This window comes from Thiohalocapsa marina (assembly GCF_008632335.1).
GTDB classification, from domain to species: Bacteria; Pseudomonadota; Gammaproteobacteria; order Chromatiales; family Chromatiaceae; genus Thiohalocapsa; species Thiohalocapsa marina.
This window is the reverse complement of sequence record NZ_VWXX01000048.1, coordinates 1-19582: the sequence shown is the minus strand read 5'-3', so window position 1 is coordinate 19582 and position 19582 is coordinate 1. Positions and strand designations below refer to the sequence as shown.

The following is a 19582-nucleotide window of genomic DNA, read 5'->3' as shown; positions in this document are numbered from 1 at the left end:
CGGCACAAGTCGTTGATCGCACAACCCTTATGCCAGATAGAGCCGCCCTCCTTCAATCCCTTGGTGAGATTTGCGGGCTAGGCGCGCCTTGCATGCCCACGCAGGCCGCTGACCGAGGCTGTCCGCCCAATCCCGCCGATTCAGAGGCGACCACCGTCCGGACTCTCCACGACGACCCCGAGACGGATGAAATACACGCGCTGCGGGCCGTAGGCCTAGCGACATGCGGGTCAGGATCGGGAGGGGCCGGTTTCCCTGTTTGAGCGGAAAAATCTAAACCCGAAACCTGACTAAAACTGACTCTTTCTGAAAACAGTTGTTTGAGTTGTGTCCTCACGCCAGCTGTCGTGCAATACCCGAACGCTTTGCTCAGTTGAAATCCGAGTACTGCCGAGCTAAAACCGATGGCAAGCAAATGCAAGATGTCATCAATCTGAAGACACACGGCCGCTGATTCGAATGCGGGTGGCTGGGCTCGCCCGAGCATCCAGGACGGGCATCCGAGCGGCTGACACCAGGCTTCGTTTCGGCTTCCGGGGGCAAGTGGGATGCGGTGGTCTAGGGGCGGTTGTGGCAGGTGATCGCGGCGCTGGGCGCCCTGGCGTTCAATGTCTGTGCAGCGGCGGACATTCTCGGGCACTCGGGGTCGATCCTCGAGGATACCGTCTGGCACAATACCGTCGAGCAGTTCGTCAGCGGCGACGTCACCGTCTATCCTCAGGTCATCCTCACCGTCGAGGCCAGCGCGACGGTTCGGTTGGCGGCGGGCAGCGATGATGAGGCGGGTGGGGCCGATTCGCCCCAGCCCCCGGAACGTACGCGCCCGCACCGCGCGACGTCCGGCAGCCCCGCAGTTGGGTGTTGGCGGCGAATCCCACTCCAGCTACCCCCTTCTCTCGGGCGAGCCTAGGCGCTGTGGGTGGGTTGGATACCCTATCCGTGGCCAGAAGACAGCCAGAAGACAGACACTGGCCGGAAGCGTCCAACTCCACTACGCTACGGCAGACGTCATGGACATTGGCGTTTCCTTCGGGTTGGTTGCACTTCCCAGTGGTACACCGGACCGGTCCTCCATCCTTCCATTCAGTTTCTGGATCACCTAACCCAAATACCTGACAGTGGGCCAACTGCTGATCACGACCAATAACCGAACCGCTACGGGTTAAAATATGGAATTGATGACCAGAAAGTGCCGCCCCCAAACCCACCCTGGTTACGCTCGATTAATGGCAGGCGTCCTGATGTTCCTCGCGGTCCTGGCCTGGGGCATGGGCAAGGCGACCGCGGATTCAGAACCTGGTGCCGCGACCCAGTACCCGGGCGCCCCGGGCGAAGCCAGCGCGTCAGAGGCAACTTACCCTTTCGCTCTGGCGCCACCCAAGCCTGCCGGACCTTTGGTCGTGCGTGCCCGGCTGGACATCAACCAGATCAACGAGATTGACGACAGCGCGGAGAACTTCGAATTTTCCGGGGTATTGACCCTGAGTTGGCAGGACCCCCGCCAGGCCTTCGATCCCGCGGTGGAGGGCGTGAAGGAAAAGATTTACACGGGCAATTTCCAGTTCGACGAGATTTCACCGGGCTGGTACCCCCAACTGGTGCTCGTTAACGAATCGGGCCTCTTAGAGAAGAGCGCCGTCATCCTGCGCGTTCGACCGGACGGCACCTCGATCCTGACCGAGACCTTGAACGCCCGCGCGGAATCCAAACTGGATATGCGGCGCTTTCCCTTCGACCACCAGCACTTGAAAGCCGCCTTCCAGGTGCTGGGCTACGACAAGGACGAGGTGCAACTGGTCGCGGACACCGGACGGGCGCCCGCACCCGACAGTCGGGTCCGGATACCCCAATGGAACCTCCAGGGCATCAGCGACTCGACCGAGGAGTGGACGGCCCCCTACGCGGGTCAGGGCGGCCTGGCCTCGACCTACATCGTCACCATCGACATGAAGCGCCAGCCGTTTTACATGATGCGTCTCGTCGTTTTCCCGCTCTTCGTGATCGTGCTGCTCTCCTTCACGGTATTCTGGATGGATCGGTCATCGCTGGGGGATCGGGTCAGCGTCTCCTTTATCGGCATCCTCACTGCCGTGGCCTACCTGATGGTGACCGGTGACAATATGCCCCGCATCGGCTACGCGACCCTGATCCACGGCTTCCTGAACCTCAGCTTGATCATCATGACCATCACCGTGGTGTTCAATCTGATGGTCGGTGCCCTCGAACAAAAGGGAGAGCCCGCGCTGGCCCTGCGCATCGATCATATCTGCCGCTGGGCATTTCCCCTGGCCTACCTGGGTCTGATGGGCGTCATGGTCGTCAGCGCATTCAGCTTCTACTGAGCGGCTTGGCGGATGCTCGGATCGCCGCATCGACCATGCCCGTGGGTCAGCCATGCCTCGCTCACCTCACTTTCCTGATGCCGCCCGCCACGCCCCTGTAAATGAAAGTTCTTGCAGTGACTTTCAGGCTAACCCGAGGTCCGGGATATTCCGATGATGCCGCGTAGCCGCATCCTGGTCCTTTTTTCCCTCTTCACCCTCGGCCTCGGGGCCTGGTGGTACCCGCGCGAGCCGGCGCCCATCGAGGTCAGGATCCAGGAGGCGGCGCCGGGCACGGTGGAGGAGATCGTCGCCAACACCCGGGCCGTGACCCTCAAACCCTGCCGCCGGATCAAGGCTGAGGTCAGTATGCGAATCGCGAGCAGCTGCATCGTCTAGATTGCGTGCGCCACTGACCTCACCGGCGGGGCCGCCTCCCTGCGGCCAGGTGGGTGCGCGGTGGTCAGGCCAGATCGAACCGCCGCCGCTTGAACGACACCGTGCGCTTGTAGTCGCGCATGCTGCCGACCTTGCGCATGTCCGCCCAGGTGCCCTTGTAGTAAGGGATCAGGTTTCGGTCGGTCCAGGGTGTGACCACGTCGCCGACCACGCCGTTGTCGTAGCCGAACATCATGAACACCTGCCCCGGCCGGATGTCCGGCTCCGGGTAGGCCATCGCAAAGGCTGAGCCGTAGTCGTTGTGCAGCTCGACGATGTCGCCGGCCTCGATGCCCAGGTCCTTGGCGTCGTCCGGGTTCATCTCTAACGGCGACATCGGGAAGCGGTCGCGCCGGAAGGCGAGGTAACGGTCGTGGTACGCGGTCTGCCAGATGTGGTTGGTGCGACCGTTGTTGACCCAAAAGCGGTGTTTGGCGCGTTGCGACTCCACCGTCTGCGGCAATCCGTTCCAGGGTGCGGGCTGGAAGCGGGCCTTGCCATCCTCGGTGTCGAAACGGTAGTCGGTGTAGAGCATCTCGGTGCCGACGAGCTGGCCGTCCGCGAACTCCTTGATGGGCAGCTGCACGCCGTTGTTGCCCATGGCCCGCAGCCGGTCATAGGTGGCGAGATCACCGGTGCTGCCGCCCTGGCTATCGATACCGTCGGGGCTGCGGAAGCCGTCGTTGAAGGCGTCTTCCTCGGTCTTCCAGTCGAAGCCGGCGAAGCGCTCGGCCATCTCGGAATTGCCTTCGGCCTGATACAGCCCCTTCAGGGTGTTGGCGATGTCAGAGGCGATCAGGCAATCCGGCTTCGCTTCGCCCGGGGGATCCATGAAGCGCTCCGAGAGACGCATGCGCCGCTCACCGTTCATCGAGGTCAGATTCATCTCGCCGGGGTGCGCTGCCGGCAGCAACAGGTGGGCAGCGTCCGAGAACTTGGTCTTGTACAGATCGATGTTGACGACGAAGAGCCCGCCGCGGTTCTCGACCGCGTCGTAGATCAGATCGACCAGTTCCTCGGCGGTCGCGCCGCGCGCCTGGGCGATGGTTTCGCGAACGATGTTGGAGCGCCGATACACCGCCTCACGGTATTGCTCCGAGTTCAACGTGGTCTGGAAGGCATTGCAGGCCCAGACGGTGAGCATCCGTCCGTTACCCTTGATGATCTCATCATCCACGTAGATCGCTGGCCGACTGCCCGGATAGGGGGGGCGTGCGTAGCCTTCCTGGTGGCCGCCCATGCGCACGACGCCGGTACCGCGACGGCCGACGTTCTCGGTGGCCAGCACCAGGTCCACCAGGGCCGATTGAATTCGGTAGTTGTCGTTCCCCCAGATGATGCCCTTCTCGTAGCCGTGCATGGTGCGCGGATAATGACCGGACGTCTTGGGCTTGTAGGCCCATTCCGCGGCCTTGACGATGTCGGCCTCCGGGACGCCGGTGATGCGGCTGCACTCGGCGAGGCTCAGTCGGTTTGCCTCGAGCGCCTCCTCGAAGCCGGTGGTGTGCTCGCGGATGAATCGCTCATGATGCCAGTCCTGGTCAACGACATAGGTCAGCAGGCCGTTAAACAGGGCCGTATCGGTACCCGGGGCAATCGCCAAGTGCAGCACGTTCTCCTTGCCGGCGACATGCTCGGCGATCGACACCGTGAGACTGCGGCGCGGGTCGACGAAGATGACCTTGGCCTTCTCGGCGGTCTCGCCCGGAAACCACTGTTTCTTCTTGGCGATGGTCTCGCCACGCATGTTCGGCATCGCGTGGGCGAGAAAATAGTTGGTCTGGGTCTCGTAGCCGTTGGCACCGATGTAGAACAGGGTATCGGCCAGCTCCGAGTCCTCGTAGCTGTTGTTCAGCTCACCGATGCCCATGTCGCGGGTGGCATGGCACTCGGAGTTATAGGCGGGGCGGTTGTGGATTCGGACCAACGGCGTCTGCAGGGCGCTAAACATCAGTTTGCCGCTGCCCCAGGTGTTCTCGAAGCCGCCTCCGGCGCCGCCGTGGTCGAAGGCATTGAATGCCAGTGCCTCGGGGCCGTGCTCGTCGAGCAGGCGCTTGGTCACGCCGGCATAGACCGCGAGTGCGGTGTCCCAGTTGGTCTCCACCCAGTCATCGCCGGTGAAGAGCAGCGGATAGGCCAGCCGCTGGCGCGAGGTGCCGCGGCCGGTATACATCACGCTCGCGAGCTGCCCGCCACGGGTCGATGACAGCCCCTTGTTCACGGTGCAAGCCTTGTCCGGCAGGATCATGATGTTCCAGCGTCGCCCGTCGCGGTCGGCGATGACGTTGTGCATCGGCGGCGTCATGATCAGTTGCTGGGGCCCGATCTGCTTGCGAAAATCCAGGCCCAGTGCGTTCTCGTCAGGGGCGCGTCCACCCTCGTGGCGCTCCGGCCATTTGTATACGTGGTAGCCGCAGCCGACGATGCAGAAGTGGCAGGCCATGTTGCTGCGCTCTGCGTCGGTCGGCGGCAACGGGATACGGTCTTGGAATTGATTCATCGCGCTCGGTCTCCGTTGGCGTGGGCGTTCACAGCAGGTTGCACTGGCGGCCGTAAATCAGGCCCTCGACGGCGACGGCGTACAAGGTGCCGTCGGCTGCGTCGTGCTCGAGCAGGATGCGTGGCAGGTTTTCGGTGGCCTGGCCGTCCACCATTTGTCCGGCCATCTCTGGGTCGAAGATGCTGAAATGGCAGCCGCACTTGAAGGTACGCGCGTTCTTGTCGTAGCTGAGCGGGCAGCCCATGTGTGTGCATTGGGTGCTGAAGGCGACGATGTCGCCATCGGGTCCCACCCCGCCCGGTACCTGCCGCCCGGTCTTTAGGACCTGGCAGAAGGAGTCCTCGTCCGGGTAGTTGAACCCCTTCGGCTCGTTGACCTTCAGTTCCGCGACCTTGGCGATGCCGTTGCGCGGATAGGGCAACGTCGTGGCGCCGGGATTGCTCGGGCTGAGCTCGGCGGCGGTCCCGCTGCCGAGGCCGGCGCCCAGCAGGCCGGCACCGGCAGCGGCGGCACCGCCGGTCTTCAGAAAACGACGTCGTGCGAGATCGGTCATGGGATCGGGTCTCCTCCAGTATCGTTGGTGGTTGTTCTGGTGGCTTGCAGCGGGCCACGCAGCGCCCGGCGGGCGCGTTCTCTTGCCGAAAGCAAACGCCATGCCCAAAGCCGCAAGGAGATCAGTCAATGATTTAGGGCGGGCACGTTACCTTTGCGTAACAGCGCGACCAAGCATGTGTTACAAAAGAGAAACGCCACCCTCGGAGACTGGAGCCTGATGATCGACCGCGCTCGCCGCGCCTTCGGCAGCAAGTTGCTCGCCCTCGGCAGTCTTGCCCTGACAGCGCCGACGCACGCGCAGACAGAGGCACCGCTCAGTTTCGGCGTCACGCCAGTGGTCCTCGACGAGCAGGTGGGCGTGCTCGTGCGCTGGGCGGACTGGATTGGCGCCCGGGTCGGGCGGCCCGTGGCGATGGTGCAGCGGGCGCGCTATCGCGAGATCGTCGATCTGCTGCTGCGCGGGCGGCTGGATTTCGCCTGGATCTGCGGTTACACCTATGTGCAGCATCAGGATGGGTTGGAACTCCTGGCGGTGCCGCGCTGGCACGGCGAGCCACTGTATCGCTCGTAGGTCATCGTCGCCGCGGACAGCGGCTTTACCCAGCTCGCCGACCTGCAGGACGGGCTGTTCGCCTGGGCCGATCCCGACTCAAACTCCGGCTGGCTGTATCCCCGCTACGCGCTCTTACAAGCCGGGGCCGATCCAGAGCGGTACTTCGGCCGCACCTTCTTCACTTGGGGCCACACGCGCAGCGTGCAGGCCGTCAGCGAGGGCCTGGCCGACGGTGCCGCCGTGGACGCCTATGTGCGCGAGACCCTAGTACAGCACCAGCCGGTGCTTGCGAACCGGTTGCGCGTCGTGCACCGCTCGCCCTTGTTCGGCTTTCCGCCCATCGTTGCCGGACCAGCGCTCGCCACTCCGCTGCGCGAGCGGCTGCGCGAGGCCCTGGTCGCGCAGCCCGATGACGCAGTGGGCCTGGCTTTGCTGCGCGCACTGAACCTGGACGGCTTCTCGGTGGAAGGGCCGGCACTCTATGCTGAGATTGCGGCGATGATGGCGCGCGTCGGCCGTGGCACCGGCGCATGATCGGTGCGCTCGCCAGTTATCGCGTGCGCCTGCCGCTCGGGCTCAGCAGCGTCGCCGTGCTGACCGCGGTGCTGATGGCCCTGGCCCTTGGGTTGCAGACCCTGCATAACCTGGGTGAGGACCAGGCCCGCAACGCCCGGCGGCTGGCGCATGCCATGTCCGCGGTACTGGTGGAGGCCCTGCGCCACGATGACGTCTGGCTCGCGTACTCGCTGTTGCGCGGGCTGGAGGGACCGGATGGTCCGGATGCCGAGATCGTCTGGGTTCTGGTGGACGTGTCAGGGCGCATCTTCGCGAGCAATCTGCCGCGACGCTACCGGTTGGATACGCGGGTAGATGCTGCGCTGCCCTGGCTCGAGGCCGGCGCCACTACAGGGACACCGCCGGCGGCTGTGTCGGGATCGCAATTCCTGCCCGGTGGCGATTCCGCGAGCCGGTTGCTGCGCATTCCCTTGACCAGCGACGGCACCCAGGTCGGCGAGCTGGTGGCGTTGCTCTCGAATACGCCCTACCTTGTGCGCTTCCGCGAAATCCTGCGTGGCGGCCTCGCCGTCACTGTTGCTGCGCTGGCGCTGGTGCTGCCGCTCGGTTGGCTGTGGGGCCTGCGCCTGGTGGCGCCGTTGACCCGACTCGCTGACTGCATCGCGCGGGTCGGTCGCGACGATCCGAGGGCGCTGCATTGCCCGAGGCTCGACGGCAGCGACGAGATCGGCCAGCTTGGCCGGCGATTCACCGAGATGCTCGACGCTCTGGCGGAGAAGGCGGCGCTGGAGGAGCGCATGCTGGCCACCGAGCGCCTCGCCGCGGTGGGCCGCGTCGCGGCCGGTGTCGCCCACGAGATCAACAACCCCCTGGGCGGCATGATTATGGCCATCGACACCTACCGCACCCGTCCTGGCGCCACCGACCCCGAGACCGCGCGTTTGCTGGACCTGCTGGACCGCGCCCTGCAACAGATTCAGGCAACGGTCTCGGCGCTGCTGGTAGAGGCACGCCCCGACGGCCGCACCCTGACGCCAGCAGACATTGACGACGTCCGTACCCTGGTGAAGCCGCGGCTGACCCGCGACGGCACGTCCCTCGGTTGGCACACCGCTTGGACTGGGGATTCTCCCGCTGCCACCGGGCTGCCAGCGGCCCCCGTGAGGCAACTGCTGTTGAACCTGGTGCTGAACGCGGTGGCGGCGGCCGGGCGCGACGGGGCGGTGCAGGTGCGCGTCGCCGCCGCTGACGGCGAGCTCAGGCTCGACATCGAAAATCGCGGCCGACCGCTGCCGGCGGAACAGCTGCACCACGCCTTCGAGCCCTACCCGATGCCGCGTCCGGGCCGGTCTGGTGGCTTGGGGCTCTGGATGTGCTACCAGATCGCCTCCCAGCTCGGCGGACACATCACGCTGGAGGCCGACGGGCCCTTGACCCGGGTTGGGGTCCGACTGCCGTTGCGACGGGAGTGAGCCGATGCATAGAGTCTGTCTGATCGAGGACGACGCCATCATGGGCGAGGCGCTGATACAGCGGCTTGAGCTGGAGGGTTACTTGGTGGACTGGCGACGCGGTGGTCGGGCTGGCCTCGCGGCGCTGCTCGCCGGCGGCGTCGACCTGGCCATCATCGATGTCAATCTGCCTGACATCACCGGCATCGAGGTCTTCGAAGGCCTGCGTGCCGAGATCGCGGAGCCGCCGCCGTGTCTCTTCATCACCGGCTACGGCACCATCGAAGACGCGGTGCGACTGCTCAAGCTCGGCGCCGCCGATTATCTGACCAAGCCCCTCAGCCCAGGCGCGCTGATTGACAAGCTGCGCCAGCTGGTCGGTGCGCCGATCACACCTCGACTAGGCGCCGCCGGGAACGACGAGGACACCCGGCTCGGCGTGTCGCCGGCGATGCAGCGCATTGATCGCGAGTTGCTGCGCCTCGCCCGCCACGCGGACACGCCCGTGCTCATCAGCGGCGAGTCGGGCACCGGCAAGGAGATCGTCGCCAGGCGGCTGCACGCTTTGCAGTGCCCCGCCGCACCCTTCGTCGCGGTCAACTGCGCAGCGCTACCAGAGGGGTTGATCGAGTCCGAACTGTTCGGTCACGAGAAGGGCGCCTTTACCGGTGCGATCAGGCAGCGTGCAGGCGTGTTCGAGCAGGCAGGGCAGGGCATTCTGTTTCTCGACGAAATCGGCGACATGCCGCTGGCGCTTCAGGCGCGGCTGCTACGTGTAGCGCAGGAGCGGCGCGTGACGCGCATCGGCGGCACGCGCGCGCTGTCGGTCCCTGCCAGGCTGGTCTGTGCCACGCATCAGGCCCTGGACGCCTTGGTCCGGGCTGGCCGCTTCCGCGAGGATCTGTACTATCGGATCAAGGTGCTGGAGCTTCAGCTACCGCCGCTGCGCGAGCGTCCGGAAGACATCCTCTGGCTCGCCGCGCGCTTCCTCGATGCCCATGCCCGTCGTTTCCCTGACGAGCGTCGGGTGCTTCGGGAGGACCAGCGGCAGTGCCTGCTGCGTTATCACTGGCCGGGCAATGTGCGCGAGCTCCGCCACGTACTGGAGCGGGCCTGCATCCTGGGTGACGAAGATCGGCTCACGCTGAAGTTACCCGACCACCAGGCCCGTGACGAGACCTCGCTGAAGGCCCATGCTCACGCCGGCGAGCGGGCCGCAATCCAGGCCGCGCTCGCCGAGCATGCGGGTGTCATTACCGCCGCCGCCGCGGCGCTGGGTATCAGTCGCAAGACGCTGTGGCAGAAGATGAGGCGCTACGGCATCCGTCGCTAAGTTGGGGAGCCGGCCCAGCGCGGCGCCGATCTCGCCCTGCCTCAATCATCCCGCGTTGCACCGAGGAGCTGCGCGCCGATGCAAGTGAACCTGCACAAGAACGCCCGTACCACACCGGCGATCCGCCGTAAGCCGCAGGCCTCGACAGAGCCCACCCGCCTGTTGGCCGAGCGCTACAACTTGAGCACGCTCACAGTGCGCAAGTGGCGTGAGCGTGCCGACACCGAGGATGCGTCGCATCGGCCCCATACCCTGCATGCGAACCTCTCCCCAGCCCCCGCGACGCCACGCTGTAAACTGAGGCCCTGGATCGACAGGTCGGAAACGAAAGGAAACGAGACGATGAAGACACCGCAGATCGCCATCATCGGTGCCGGCATGACCGGGCTCGCCTGCGCACGGGCGCTGACCGATGCGGGATACGCGCCGGTGGTGTTCGACAAGGGCCGCGGCATCGGCGGGCGCCTGGCGACGCGCCGAACCGCAGAGGGCTGGCAGTTCGATCACGGCGCCCAATACATCACCGCCGCCTCCCCCGGCTTTCAGACCTTGCTGGAGCAGGCCGAGCGTGCCGGGGCGCTCGCGCGCTGGGCCGACGGAGGAACGCGCCCGCATCTCGTGGGCACGCCGGGCATGACCGGGCTCGCGTCCTATCTGGGACGTGGCATCGCCATCCGCCAGGGGGTTGAGGTCCGGGCGCTGCACGCAACGGCGCAGGGCTGGGCGCTGCACCTCGCCGAGGGCACGGCGCTGTTCGAGCGGGTCGTGGTCACCATCCCCGCGCCTCAGCTCGTGGATCTGCTCGAACCCGCCCAGCCGTTGACCAAGGCGGTCGCCCATGTGCGGCTCGACCCGTGCCTAACCCTGATGGCCGCCTTCGATCCCGACACCCCGCGCCCCTTCATCAGCCAGGCCGATGCCGAGGCCCCGCTGGCCTGGATCGCACAAGACAGCAGTAAGCCCGGGCGACCCGCGCCGGTCTGCTGGATCGCACAGGCCAGCCCGGCCTGGAGTGCCGCGCATCTGGCACTCGATCCTGAGGTCATCGTTGCGCGGATGCTTCCCCTGCTGTGCGAGCGTCTCGGCACGACGACGGATGCCGTCCGCTATGCCGCCGCGCATCGCTGGCGCTACGCGCGGGTCGCCGTGCCGCTCGGGCGTCCCTTCGTCCGCGACCCCAGTGGCACGCTGTACGCCGGCGGCGACTGGTGTCTCGAGGCGCGGGTCGAAGCCGCCTGGCGCAGCGGCGAGGCCATCGCGCGCGACATCATCGGGGGCTGAGCGTGCAGCGGGTAGGGCGCACCAGCATGGCTTCGGCCAGTCTCATCTGGCGCATCCTGTCTGGTCAACGTCAGCAACAGCCACCCCAGGGCCGGAGTGATCGCACCTGAGGGGGTACCAGGGACGCAGACCTACCCCTCATCGTCCCGGAACGCCATCAGAGTGCCATTTTGCACCGGCACGGTGCCCTGATAGCGGGTGAACGCCGCGGTGCTGACCGGCTGATGCGGATAGGGTGTATGATTGGACGGCTATGCCGGCTTGGGACGGGTTCTTGCAGGGCCGACCCAACCGACGCTGCGATGTTGCTGCTAGCGCAGCCAATCCAAGACCGCTTACGCCGGACTGGGGTGCTGACGGACTCCTCTCAGAAACAGATCCTTACCTGCGCCATGACAGCCATTGAGTCTGCACGCATCCTCATCGTCGATGATGCGCCGAGCAACATCGAGCTCCTGCTTGGTCTCCTGAAGCGTCACTACGACGTAAGCTGTGCCACCTCCGGTCGCCAGGCCTTGGACCTGATCGCCAGGCACGCGCCGCCGGACCTGATCCTGCTTGACGTGATGATGCCGGAGATGGACGGCTACCAGGTCTGCGCGGCGCTCAAGGACGACCCGGCCACAGAGGCCATCCCGGTGATCTTCATCACCGCCAAGACCGATGCCGAGAGCGAGACCCGTGCCCTGGCCGCGGGCGCCATGGACTTCATTCACAAGCCGGTCAACCCGGCAGTGCTGCTTGCGCGCGTCTCGCTGCAGCTGGAGTTGGCGGGGCATCGCCGCGAGCAACGCGAGCGCCTGCAGGCGGAGACGGCTGCCCGGCGCGAGAACGAGCAGCGCCTGGGGGCCTGGCTCGAACAGGGACTGACCGGGGTAGCCGAAATGGATCTCGAGTTCCGTCTGACACGCGTCAACGATCGCTTCTGTGCCATCGTTGGCAAGCCGCGGGAGGCGCTGCTCGGACGCAGGGTCGCAGAGTTCAGCCTTGACGAAGACTGGCAGCGGGAGCAGGTCCAGCTCGAGCAGCTGCGTGCTGACGGGCGGCAGGTGATGATAGACAAGACCTATCCCCACCCCGACGGCCGCCTCCGCCATGTCAACCATGTCATCAGCCTGTTGCACGACGCCGACGGCGCGCCCATGGGTTTTCTTGCCCTGCTCATCGACATCACCGAGCGCAAGGAGACCGAGGTTGAGCTGCGCATGAGCGAGGAGCGGCTGCAGTTGACCGTCGACGGCGCCGGCATCGGCATCTGGGACTGGGACCTTGTCAGCGACGCGCCGGTTTGGTCGGACCTGTGCAAGCAGCACCTGGCTCTGCCCGCAGGTCAGGCGCCCAGTATCAAGCACTTCCATCGCGTGCTGCATCCGGACGACCGTGCGCGCGTCGAGGCGCTGATCCGCCACTGCGCCGAGTCAGGCGAGGACTACAACACCGAATACCGCATCCTTGGAGCCGACGGCGCGGAGCACTGGATCAGCGCCGTCGGGCGCGTCTACCGCGACGCCGCGGGCAAGCCCGAGCGTTTGCGCGGGATCACCCGCGACATCACCACCCGCAAGCAGGCCGAGCTGAATCTCCAGGAGAGCGAGCGGCGCTTCCGCGAACTCTTCGAGCATCTACCCATCGCCTATCAATCCGTCGACAGCGAGGGCCGCTGGCTCGACGCCAACCAGAAGATGGCCGACCTGCTCGGCTTCGACTCCCCGCAGCAGATGCTCGGCCTGAGCTTCGTCGACTACTGGGACCCCTCCATCCGTGACCAGTTCGACGGCAATTTCGCGTGCTTCAAGGCGAGCCTCAGCGCCAACGGCGAGGTCACGCTGCGCCGTCGCGACGGGACTGCCATCACGGTGATCTTCGCCGGGCGCATCCATCGCGACGCGCAGGGGCGCTTCCTGCGCACCCACTGCATTCTCGTCGACATCAGCGAGCGTCGCGCCCTGGAGGAGGAGGTTCGCGCCCTCAATACCGAGCTGGAGCAGCGGGTGGAGACGCGCACCGCCGAGCTGACCGCTGCCCGCGCCGAGCTGGAGCGGACCCTGGCGCAGACGGCCCTTTCCGAGACACGCTATCGTCTGGCCATCGAGGCCACCAAGGCCGCACTCTGGGACGTCGACTTCACCACCGGCGAGCAGGTGGTCAGCGACTCTTGGTACTGGCAGCTCGGCTATGCCGTCGGCGAGGTCGAGCCCAGCTATGCCCGCTGGCGCACCCACCTGCACCCGGATGATCTTCCGCGGCTCGACCAGGCCACCGAGCGCTTCATGCAAGGCCCAAGCGCCGGTTTCGAGCTCGACTACCGGGTCCTGACCAAGCCCGGCGCGGTGCGTTGGCACCACGGCATCGGCGAGGTCGTCAGCCGCGACGCCAACGGCCGGGCGCTGCGCATGATCGGCACCACCACCGACATCACCCGCCAGCGCGAGCAGGAGCAGGGCCTGCGCGCAGCCAAGGCCAAGGCCGAGGCCGCCGACGCCGCCAAGGGCGCCTTCGTTGCCAACATGAGCCACGAGGTGCGTACGCCCATGAACGCCGTGCTGGGCTTTCTCGACATCCTGCTCGACACCCGCCTCGATGCCGAGCAGCGCGGCCTGGTGCGCAAGGTCAAGGGTTCGGCCCAGGCGCTGCTGCGCATCTTGAACGACATCCTCGACTTCTCCAAGCTCGATGCCGGCAAGGTCGAGCTCGAGTCGGCGCCGTTCCGGCTCGATCGGGTGCTGCAGCAGGTCGCCGAGCTGTTCGCGCTGGCCGCTGCCGAGAAGGACCTGGAGCTTGTCATCGACGCCCCGCCCGCGCTCGCCGGGGGCTATCGCGGCGATGCCCTGCGCCTGAGCCAGATCCTGAACAACTTGGTGGGCAATGCCATCAAGTTCAGCGACCGCGGCAGTGTCGAGATCGTCGTGCGCGCAGCGGCTGCGCCAGTCGCGCCCGCTGAAAAGACGAAACACGCCGAGTCGTCCGAGCAGAGCGAACTGACCGACTGCCGGTGGCTGCGCATCGAGGTCCGCGACCGCGGCATCGGCCTCACGCCGGAGCAGGCCGCGGGGCTGTTCCAGCCCTTCACCCAGGCCGATGCCTCCATCACCCGCCGTTTCGGTGGTAGCGGGCTCGGGCTCACCATCAGCAAGCGCCTGGTGGAGATCATGGGCGGGGTGATCGGCGTCGAGTCCACCGAGGGCGCGGGCAGTACCTTCTGGCTCGAGCTGCCGCTCATGCGCGATGGGACTGCCGCAGAGGCGCGCAGCGGCGACCTCAGGCCCGGGCGCGTGCTGGTGGTCGACGACCAGGCCAGCGTGCGCGAGGTCCTCGGCCGCTATCTGAGCACCTGGGGCTTTCGCGTCGACACCGCCGCCGACGCCGACAGCGGCCTGGCCCGGCTGCTCGCTGCCGCCGAGGACGCCGAGCCGGTCTCACTGCTGATCCTGGACTGGAAGATGCCGCGCCACGACGGACTCTGGCTGCTGGAGCAGCTCCAGGGCGCCCTTGCCGAGGACCGGCTCAGGCGCATCCCCATCGTGCTCATGGTCACCGCCTTCGAGCGTCAGGCGCTGCAGAAGGCCGCCGCCCGCGGGCCGCTGCAGCCGGATCTGGTGCTGAGCAAGCCGCTCAGCCAGTCGCTGCTGTACGAGGCCATCGCCGACCTGCAGCAGCACGGCTACGTGCGCCGGCCCACCGCCGAGGTCGGCACCCTCGACCCCTACACGCGCGCCCGGCGCATCCGCGGCGCCGAGTTGCTGCTGGTGGAAGACAATCTGACCAACCAGGAGGTGGCGCTGGCGGTGCTGCGCAAGCTGGGCCTGCAGGTGAGCGTCGCCAACAACGGCCAGGAGGCCCTAGAGCAGCTCAAGCAACGGCGCGTCGATCTGGTGCTGATGGACCTGCAGATGCCGGTGATGGACGGCTTCGAGGCCACCGCCGCCATCCGCGCCGCCGATTGGGGCACCGATAGGGGCGCCGGCTGGGCGCAGGACCTGCCGATCATCGCCATGACCGCCGCGGCCTTCCCCGAAGACTGCGCGCGGGCGCGCGCGGCGGGCATGAACGACTATGTGAGCAAGCCCATCGACCTGCAGCAGCTCGTCAGCGCCCTGCTGCGCTGGCTGCCGGTGCGCGCCGAGGCCTCTGCGGCTGCGCCTGGATCAGAACCGGTCCCAGAGCCAGAGCCGGTCACGCCATCGGCAACCGCGCCGGAAGCCGCTGCAGGCGAGACGCAGGCCGCAAAAATACAGCTCGACGGCTTCGACCTGCAGACAACCCGGCAGCGGCTGGACGACGACGAAGGGCTGTTGCAGGTGATCCTGGACTCCTTCCTGCGCGAATTCCAGGACTGGCCCGCCACCCTTGCCGCCGCCCGTGCCGAGGCCGACACCAAGACCGCCGTGCGCCTGGCCCACACCCTCAAGGGCGCGGCGGCCAATGTCGGGGCGACGCAGGTGCAGGCGGCGGCCGCGGCACTGGAGGCGGCGCTGAAGGAGGCGGCCGAGCCGGCGCAGGTTGAGACGCGGCTCGCCGACTGCCTGGCCGCGCTCGAGGCCGCTCGCGCCGCCCTGCAGGCCTACCTGCCAGCGCCGGCCCCGTTCGACGCCGCGGCCGACACGGCCTGCGATCTCGCCGCCGCCCGCGCCGATCTGGCCGAGCTGGAGCCACTGCTGAGCGGCCACCGCCTGGTGCGCGATGCGCTGCTCGAACGCCTGCGCAGTCATCTGGGCGAGCACGCCGCCGCCGAGCTCGAACAGCTCTGCGCGCAGATCCAGGCCTTCGACTTCAAGGCGGCGCTTGCCACGCTTGGCGAGATCCAACGGACGCTCGAGCGATGAGTGCGCCCGCTGCGCATCAACCGATGAACGCGCAACGGCGGCTATCGCGGGCGCTGACGCTGCGTTACATCAGCGCCCTGGCCCTGATCGCCTGCCTGGCCACCGCCGCCTGGATGAGCCTGCATCTGGTCATCTCGGCCCAGGAGACCACTGCCGCCGTGGTCAACGTCAGCGGCCGCCAGCGCATGCTCAGCCAGCGCATGGCCCTGCTCGCGCTGCAGCTGGTCAAGGCCGCACCGGACGAGCGCGCCGACTTGCGCGAGCGCCTGCAGCAGACCGTCGACCTGATGCAGCGCTCTCATCTCGGCTTGATTCAGGGCGACGCCGAGATGAACCTGCCGGACAGCATGTCCGAGACCGTGCGCGCCCTCTATTTCGATGGCGATGCACCGCTGGATCGCCAAGTCCGGGCCTATCTGGATGCGGCGCGCATCCTGCTGCGGCTACCGGACGCCCAGCTCAGCGCAGACCATCCCGCACTGCAGCACCTCCTCGAGGTCGGCCCCAACACCCTGCTGACGGCGCTCGATGGCATGGTGTGGCAATACCAGCGCGAGGGCGAGGCGGCCGTGGCCCGGCTCAACCGCATCGAGACCTCGGTTTGGCTGCTGACCCTGCTGTTGCTGGCGCTGGAGTTGGCCTTCATCTTCCGCCCCTTCAGCCAGCGCCTGCATCAGCTGATGGGCGCGCTCAACGACGCCCAGGGGCGGTTGGAGCGGCACCTGGAGACGCTCGAGCAGCAGGTGGCGGCGCGCACCCATGAGCTGCAGGTCGCCCGCGATCATCTCGAGGAGCGGGTCGCGGCGCGCACAGCCGAGCTGGAGACGGCCCGGCGCGCGGCCGAGGCGGCCAGCGCGGACAAGAGCCAGTTCCTCGCCAACATGAGCCACGAGATCCGCACGCCCATGAACGCGGTGCTCGGCTTCCTGGACATCCTGCTCGATTCCCGCCTCGATGCCGAGCAGTCCGGCTATGTGCGCAAGATCCGTCAGGCCGCCGATGCCCTGCTGCGCATCCTCAACGACATCCTCGACCTGACCAAGCTGGATGCCGGTGCGGTGGCGCTCGAGCAGCGGCCGTTCCTGCCCGAGACCCTGTTGCGACAGTCCATCGACCTGTTTTCGGTTTCTGCCCACGCCAAGGGGCTCGCCCTTGGCATCGCACCCGTGCCGATCCTGTCGCAGGCCTTTCGCGGCGACCCGCTGCGACTCGGGCAGGTGCTGAATAACCTGGTCGGAAATGCCATCAAGTTCACCGAGCACGGTAGCATCAGGCTGTCTGTGCAGGCGCTGGGGCGCGACGGCGAGCGGCAACGGCTGCGCTTCGAGGTCCAGGACTCCGGCATCGGCCTCACGCCCGAACAGGCGGCGCGACTGTTTCAGCCCTTCAGCCAGGCCGACGAGACCACCACCCGGCGTTTTGGCGGGACGGGGCTCGGGCTCGCCATCAGCAAGCAGCTGGTGGAGCTGATGGGCGGAGAGATCGGCGTCGATGCTGTCGCTGGTGAGGGCAGCACCTTTTGGTTCTGCCTCGCGCTCGAGCCCGCGTCGCCCGCGGAGACGGCAGACCTTGGCGCGGCCGCCCCGGTCAAGGCGGCCAGCGCCTACCGGCGCACCGCCCCCATTCGCGACGCTGAGCTGCTGCTGGTAGAGGACAATCTCACCAACCAGGCGGTGGCGCTGGCGATGCTCGGCAAGCTGGGCCTGCGCCCCACGGTGGCCAACAACGGCCAGGAGGCCCTTGAGCAGCTCAAGCAACGGCGCTTCGACCTGGTGCTGATGGACCTGCACATGCCGGTGATGGACGGCCTCACGGCCACCGCCGCCATCCGCGCCGCCGACTGGGGTCGCGACATCCCCATCATTGCCATGACCGCCGCCGCCTTCGAAAGCGACCGCGACAAGGTGCTCGCCGCCGGCATGAACGACCATATCGCCAAGCCCGTGGACCCGCAGCAGCTGGCCGCGGTGCTGCTGCGCTGGCTTCCTGCGGCCAGCGAATCTGCGGCTGCCCAAGCGGCGCTGACTGCAGGAGACGCACCGTCCCCAGACGACCAAGCCCCAGGGGCTGGAAATGCCGCCATGATCAATCTCGACGCCGACAGCCAGGACTTTGCCCATCCCGTGGCGGTGGACGCCCCGGACCATCCGCGCCTGCTGCTGGTGGACGATGACCCCACCAGCCTGCGCCTGGCCGCCAGCATCCTGGATGCGGACTACACCCTGCTCGTCGCCACCGCTGGCCGCGACGCCCTGGAGCTGGCCGCGGAGGGACCCGAGCTGATCCTGCTCGATCACCATCTGCCAGACATCGACGGCCTGGAGGTCTGCCGCCGGCTCAAGGCCGACCCGGCCAGCGCGGAGATTCCGGTGATCTTCGTCACCGGCAACCAGGACCCGGTGCTGGAGGCCGCGGGACTGGAGGCCGGCGCGGTGGACTTCGTCACCAAGCCCTATTCAGCCGCGGTGCTTCGCGCACGCGTGTGCACCCACGTCGCGCTCAAGCGCAAGAGCGACCTGCTGACTGCGCTCGCCCAGCGCGACAGCCTCACGGGCGTGGCCAACCGGCGCACCTTCGATCAGCACCTGGAGAAGGAGTGGCGCCTGGCCCGGCGCCAGCAGACGCCGCTGTCGCTGGTGATGATCGACGCCGATCACTTCAAGGCCGTCAACGATACCTTCGGCCATCCGGTGGGCGATCAGTGCCTGCGCGGCATCGCCCAGTGTGCCTCCGCCCACCTCAAGCGCCCGGCGGATCTCCTTGCGCGCTACGGCGGCGAGGAGTTCGTACTGCTCCTGCCGCAGACCGATGCCGCAGGCGCCGCACACCTGGCCGAGGCCATCCGCAGCGCGATCGAGACCCGCTTCGCCCGTGCCGCAGATGCCCACGGCGAGGGCCCGCGCCTGACTGCGAGCTTTGGCTGCGCCACCCAAACCCCCTCGGCCCAGGACACGCCCGAGACGCTGCTGAAGCTGGCCGACCGCAACCTCTATCAGGCCAAGGCCGGCGGACGAAATCGGGTGGAGCCGGCGGTTGGCGGCTAGTCCCGCTGCGCCCCTCGGTCGCGGCGGCTGTTGTTGCGATGGCGGCGTTGCCGGGACGCGTTCTGCTGGATAAACCGTTCGGGACGCTGACACCGCGGCATCGTGTTTCATGGTGTCAGCCTGCGCGCCGTCAAGGCAACGGATAGCGATGCCGAATCCGATAGCGCGGCCGCTCGCCGGTGACGCCATGCGCCAGGACCAGCTCGTGCGCCGTCCAGCCGATGGGCCTGTGCAGTTCGAGCCCGGGCGCCGTGCGAACCTTGCGCGCCAGCGTCAGATGTGGCCGATAGGGCCGACGCTCGGGCGCGATTCCGCACCTGGTCAGATGCGCCTGGAGATCGGTGACCAGCCGAGCCAGGGACTCGGGTGTGCGCGCCGGACCACACCACAGCACCTGGGAGCGCGCGAAATGGCCGATGCGATCCAGTTCCATGAAAAAAGACGTGGCACGGGTCGCGGCGTCGCCGGCCGCGGCGTCGATACAGGCGAGTCGTTCGGGTTCGAGTGCGCCCAGAAAGATCAGGGTCACATGCCAGTCGAGCGGATGGGTTGGGCGACCCGGAAGCGGCCCCAGTGCGGCCAACTGGCGCTCAAGCGCGGAGCGTGTCTGGGTATCCGGCCAGATCGCCAGGAACCAGCGTTCAGTCATCGGCTTCGGGGATGTCTTAGGCACGATTCAGAAATAACCTACACGGATGCACGGTAGGGCGGATAAGCGAAGCGCATCCGCCACAGGCCACAACGGCGGATGCGCTTCGCTTATCCGC

General features: G+C 67.1%; 10 protein-coding genes and 1 pseudogene. 8 read left to right on the top strand and 3 right to left on the bottom strand.

Annotated features, from left to right (window positions below; all coding sequences use genetic code 11):
• Positions 1-1241 precede the first annotated feature (1241 nt).
• On the top strand, positions 1242-2342 hold the full coding sequence (locus F2Q65_RS18030; RefSeq protein ID WP_170265806.1) for a ligand-gated ion channel: 1101 nt from the start codon (positions 1242-1244) through the stop codon (positions 2340-2342).
• A gap of 153 nt (positions 2343-2495) precedes the next feature.
• The gene (locus F2Q65_RS18025; protein WP_150094795.1) at positions 2496-2720 is read left to right on the top strand and encodes a hypothetical protein; all 225 of its coding nucleotides are present in this window, start codon (positions 2496-2498) and stop codon (positions 2718-2720) included.
• 64 nt (positions 2721-2784) lie between these two features.
• On the opposite strand, the gene F2Q65_RS18020 is transcribed toward F2Q65_RS18025, so the two are convergent.
• Complete coding sequence (locus F2Q65_RS18020) at positions 2785-5259, bottom strand: arsenate reductase (azurin) large subunit (protein WP_150094794.1); 2475 nt, start codon at positions 5257-5259, stop codon at positions 2785-2787.
• Positions 5260-5287: 28 nt separating this feature from the next.
• Complete coding sequence (locus F2Q65_RS18015; RefSeq protein WP_150094793.1) at positions 5288-5812, bottom strand: arsenate reductase (azurin) small subunit; 525 nt, start codon at positions 5810-5812, stop codon at positions 5288-5290.
• 219 nt (positions 5813-6031) lie between these two features.
• On the opposite strand from F2Q65_RS18015, the pseudogene F2Q65_RS19775 reads away from it, so the two are divergent.
• The 6 genes and pseudogenes from F2Q65_RS19775 (at position 6032) to F2Q65_RS17985 (ending at position 18815) form a co-directional block, all read left to right on the top strand.
• A pseudogene (locus tag F2Q65_RS19775) lies at positions 6032-6901 on the top strand (substrate-binding domain-containing protein).
• Positions 6898-8355 (top strand): sensor histidine kinase, encoded by a 1458-nt coding sequence (locus F2Q65_RS18005; protein WP_150094792.1) that lies wholly within the window; start codon positions 6898-6900, stop codon positions 8353-8355. Before F2Q65_RS19775 ends, F2Q65_RS18005 begins: the two are co-directional and overlap by 4 nt.
• Before the next feature lie 4 nt (positions 8356-8359).
• On the top strand, positions 8360-9667 hold the full coding sequence (locus F2Q65_RS18000; RefSeq protein WP_150094791.1) for a sigma-54-dependent transcriptional regulator: 1308 nt from the start codon (positions 8360-8362) through the stop codon (positions 9665-9667).
• Positions 9668-9745: 78 nt separating this feature from the next.
• A complete protein-coding gene (locus tag F2Q65_RS17995; protein WP_246156351.1) occupies positions 9746-10948 on the top strand; it encodes an NAD(P)/FAD-dependent oxidoreductase in 1203 nt (400 codons plus the stop codon).
• A gap of 392 nt (positions 10949-11340) precedes the next feature.
• Positions 11341-15771, top strand: a complete 4431-nt coding sequence (locus tag F2Q65_RS17990) for a response regulator (protein WP_170265805.1) — start codon at positions 11341-11343, stop codon at positions 15769-15771.
• A gap of 23 nt (positions 15772-15794) precedes the next feature.
• Positions 15795-18815, top strand: a complete 3021-nt coding sequence (locus F2Q65_RS17985) for a diguanylate cyclase (protein WP_170265804.1) — start codon at positions 15795-15797, stop codon at positions 18813-18815.
• A gap of 130 nt (positions 18816-18945) precedes the next feature.
• Here F2Q65_RS17985 and thpR read toward each other — a convergent pair whose 3' ends face one another.
• Entirely contained in the window at positions 18946-19464 is a 519-nt protein-coding gene (gene thpR / locus F2Q65_RS17980) for an RNA 2',3'-cyclic phosphodiesterase (RefSeq protein ID WP_150094788.1), read from the bottom strand.
• Positions 19465-19582 lie beyond the last annotated feature (118 nt).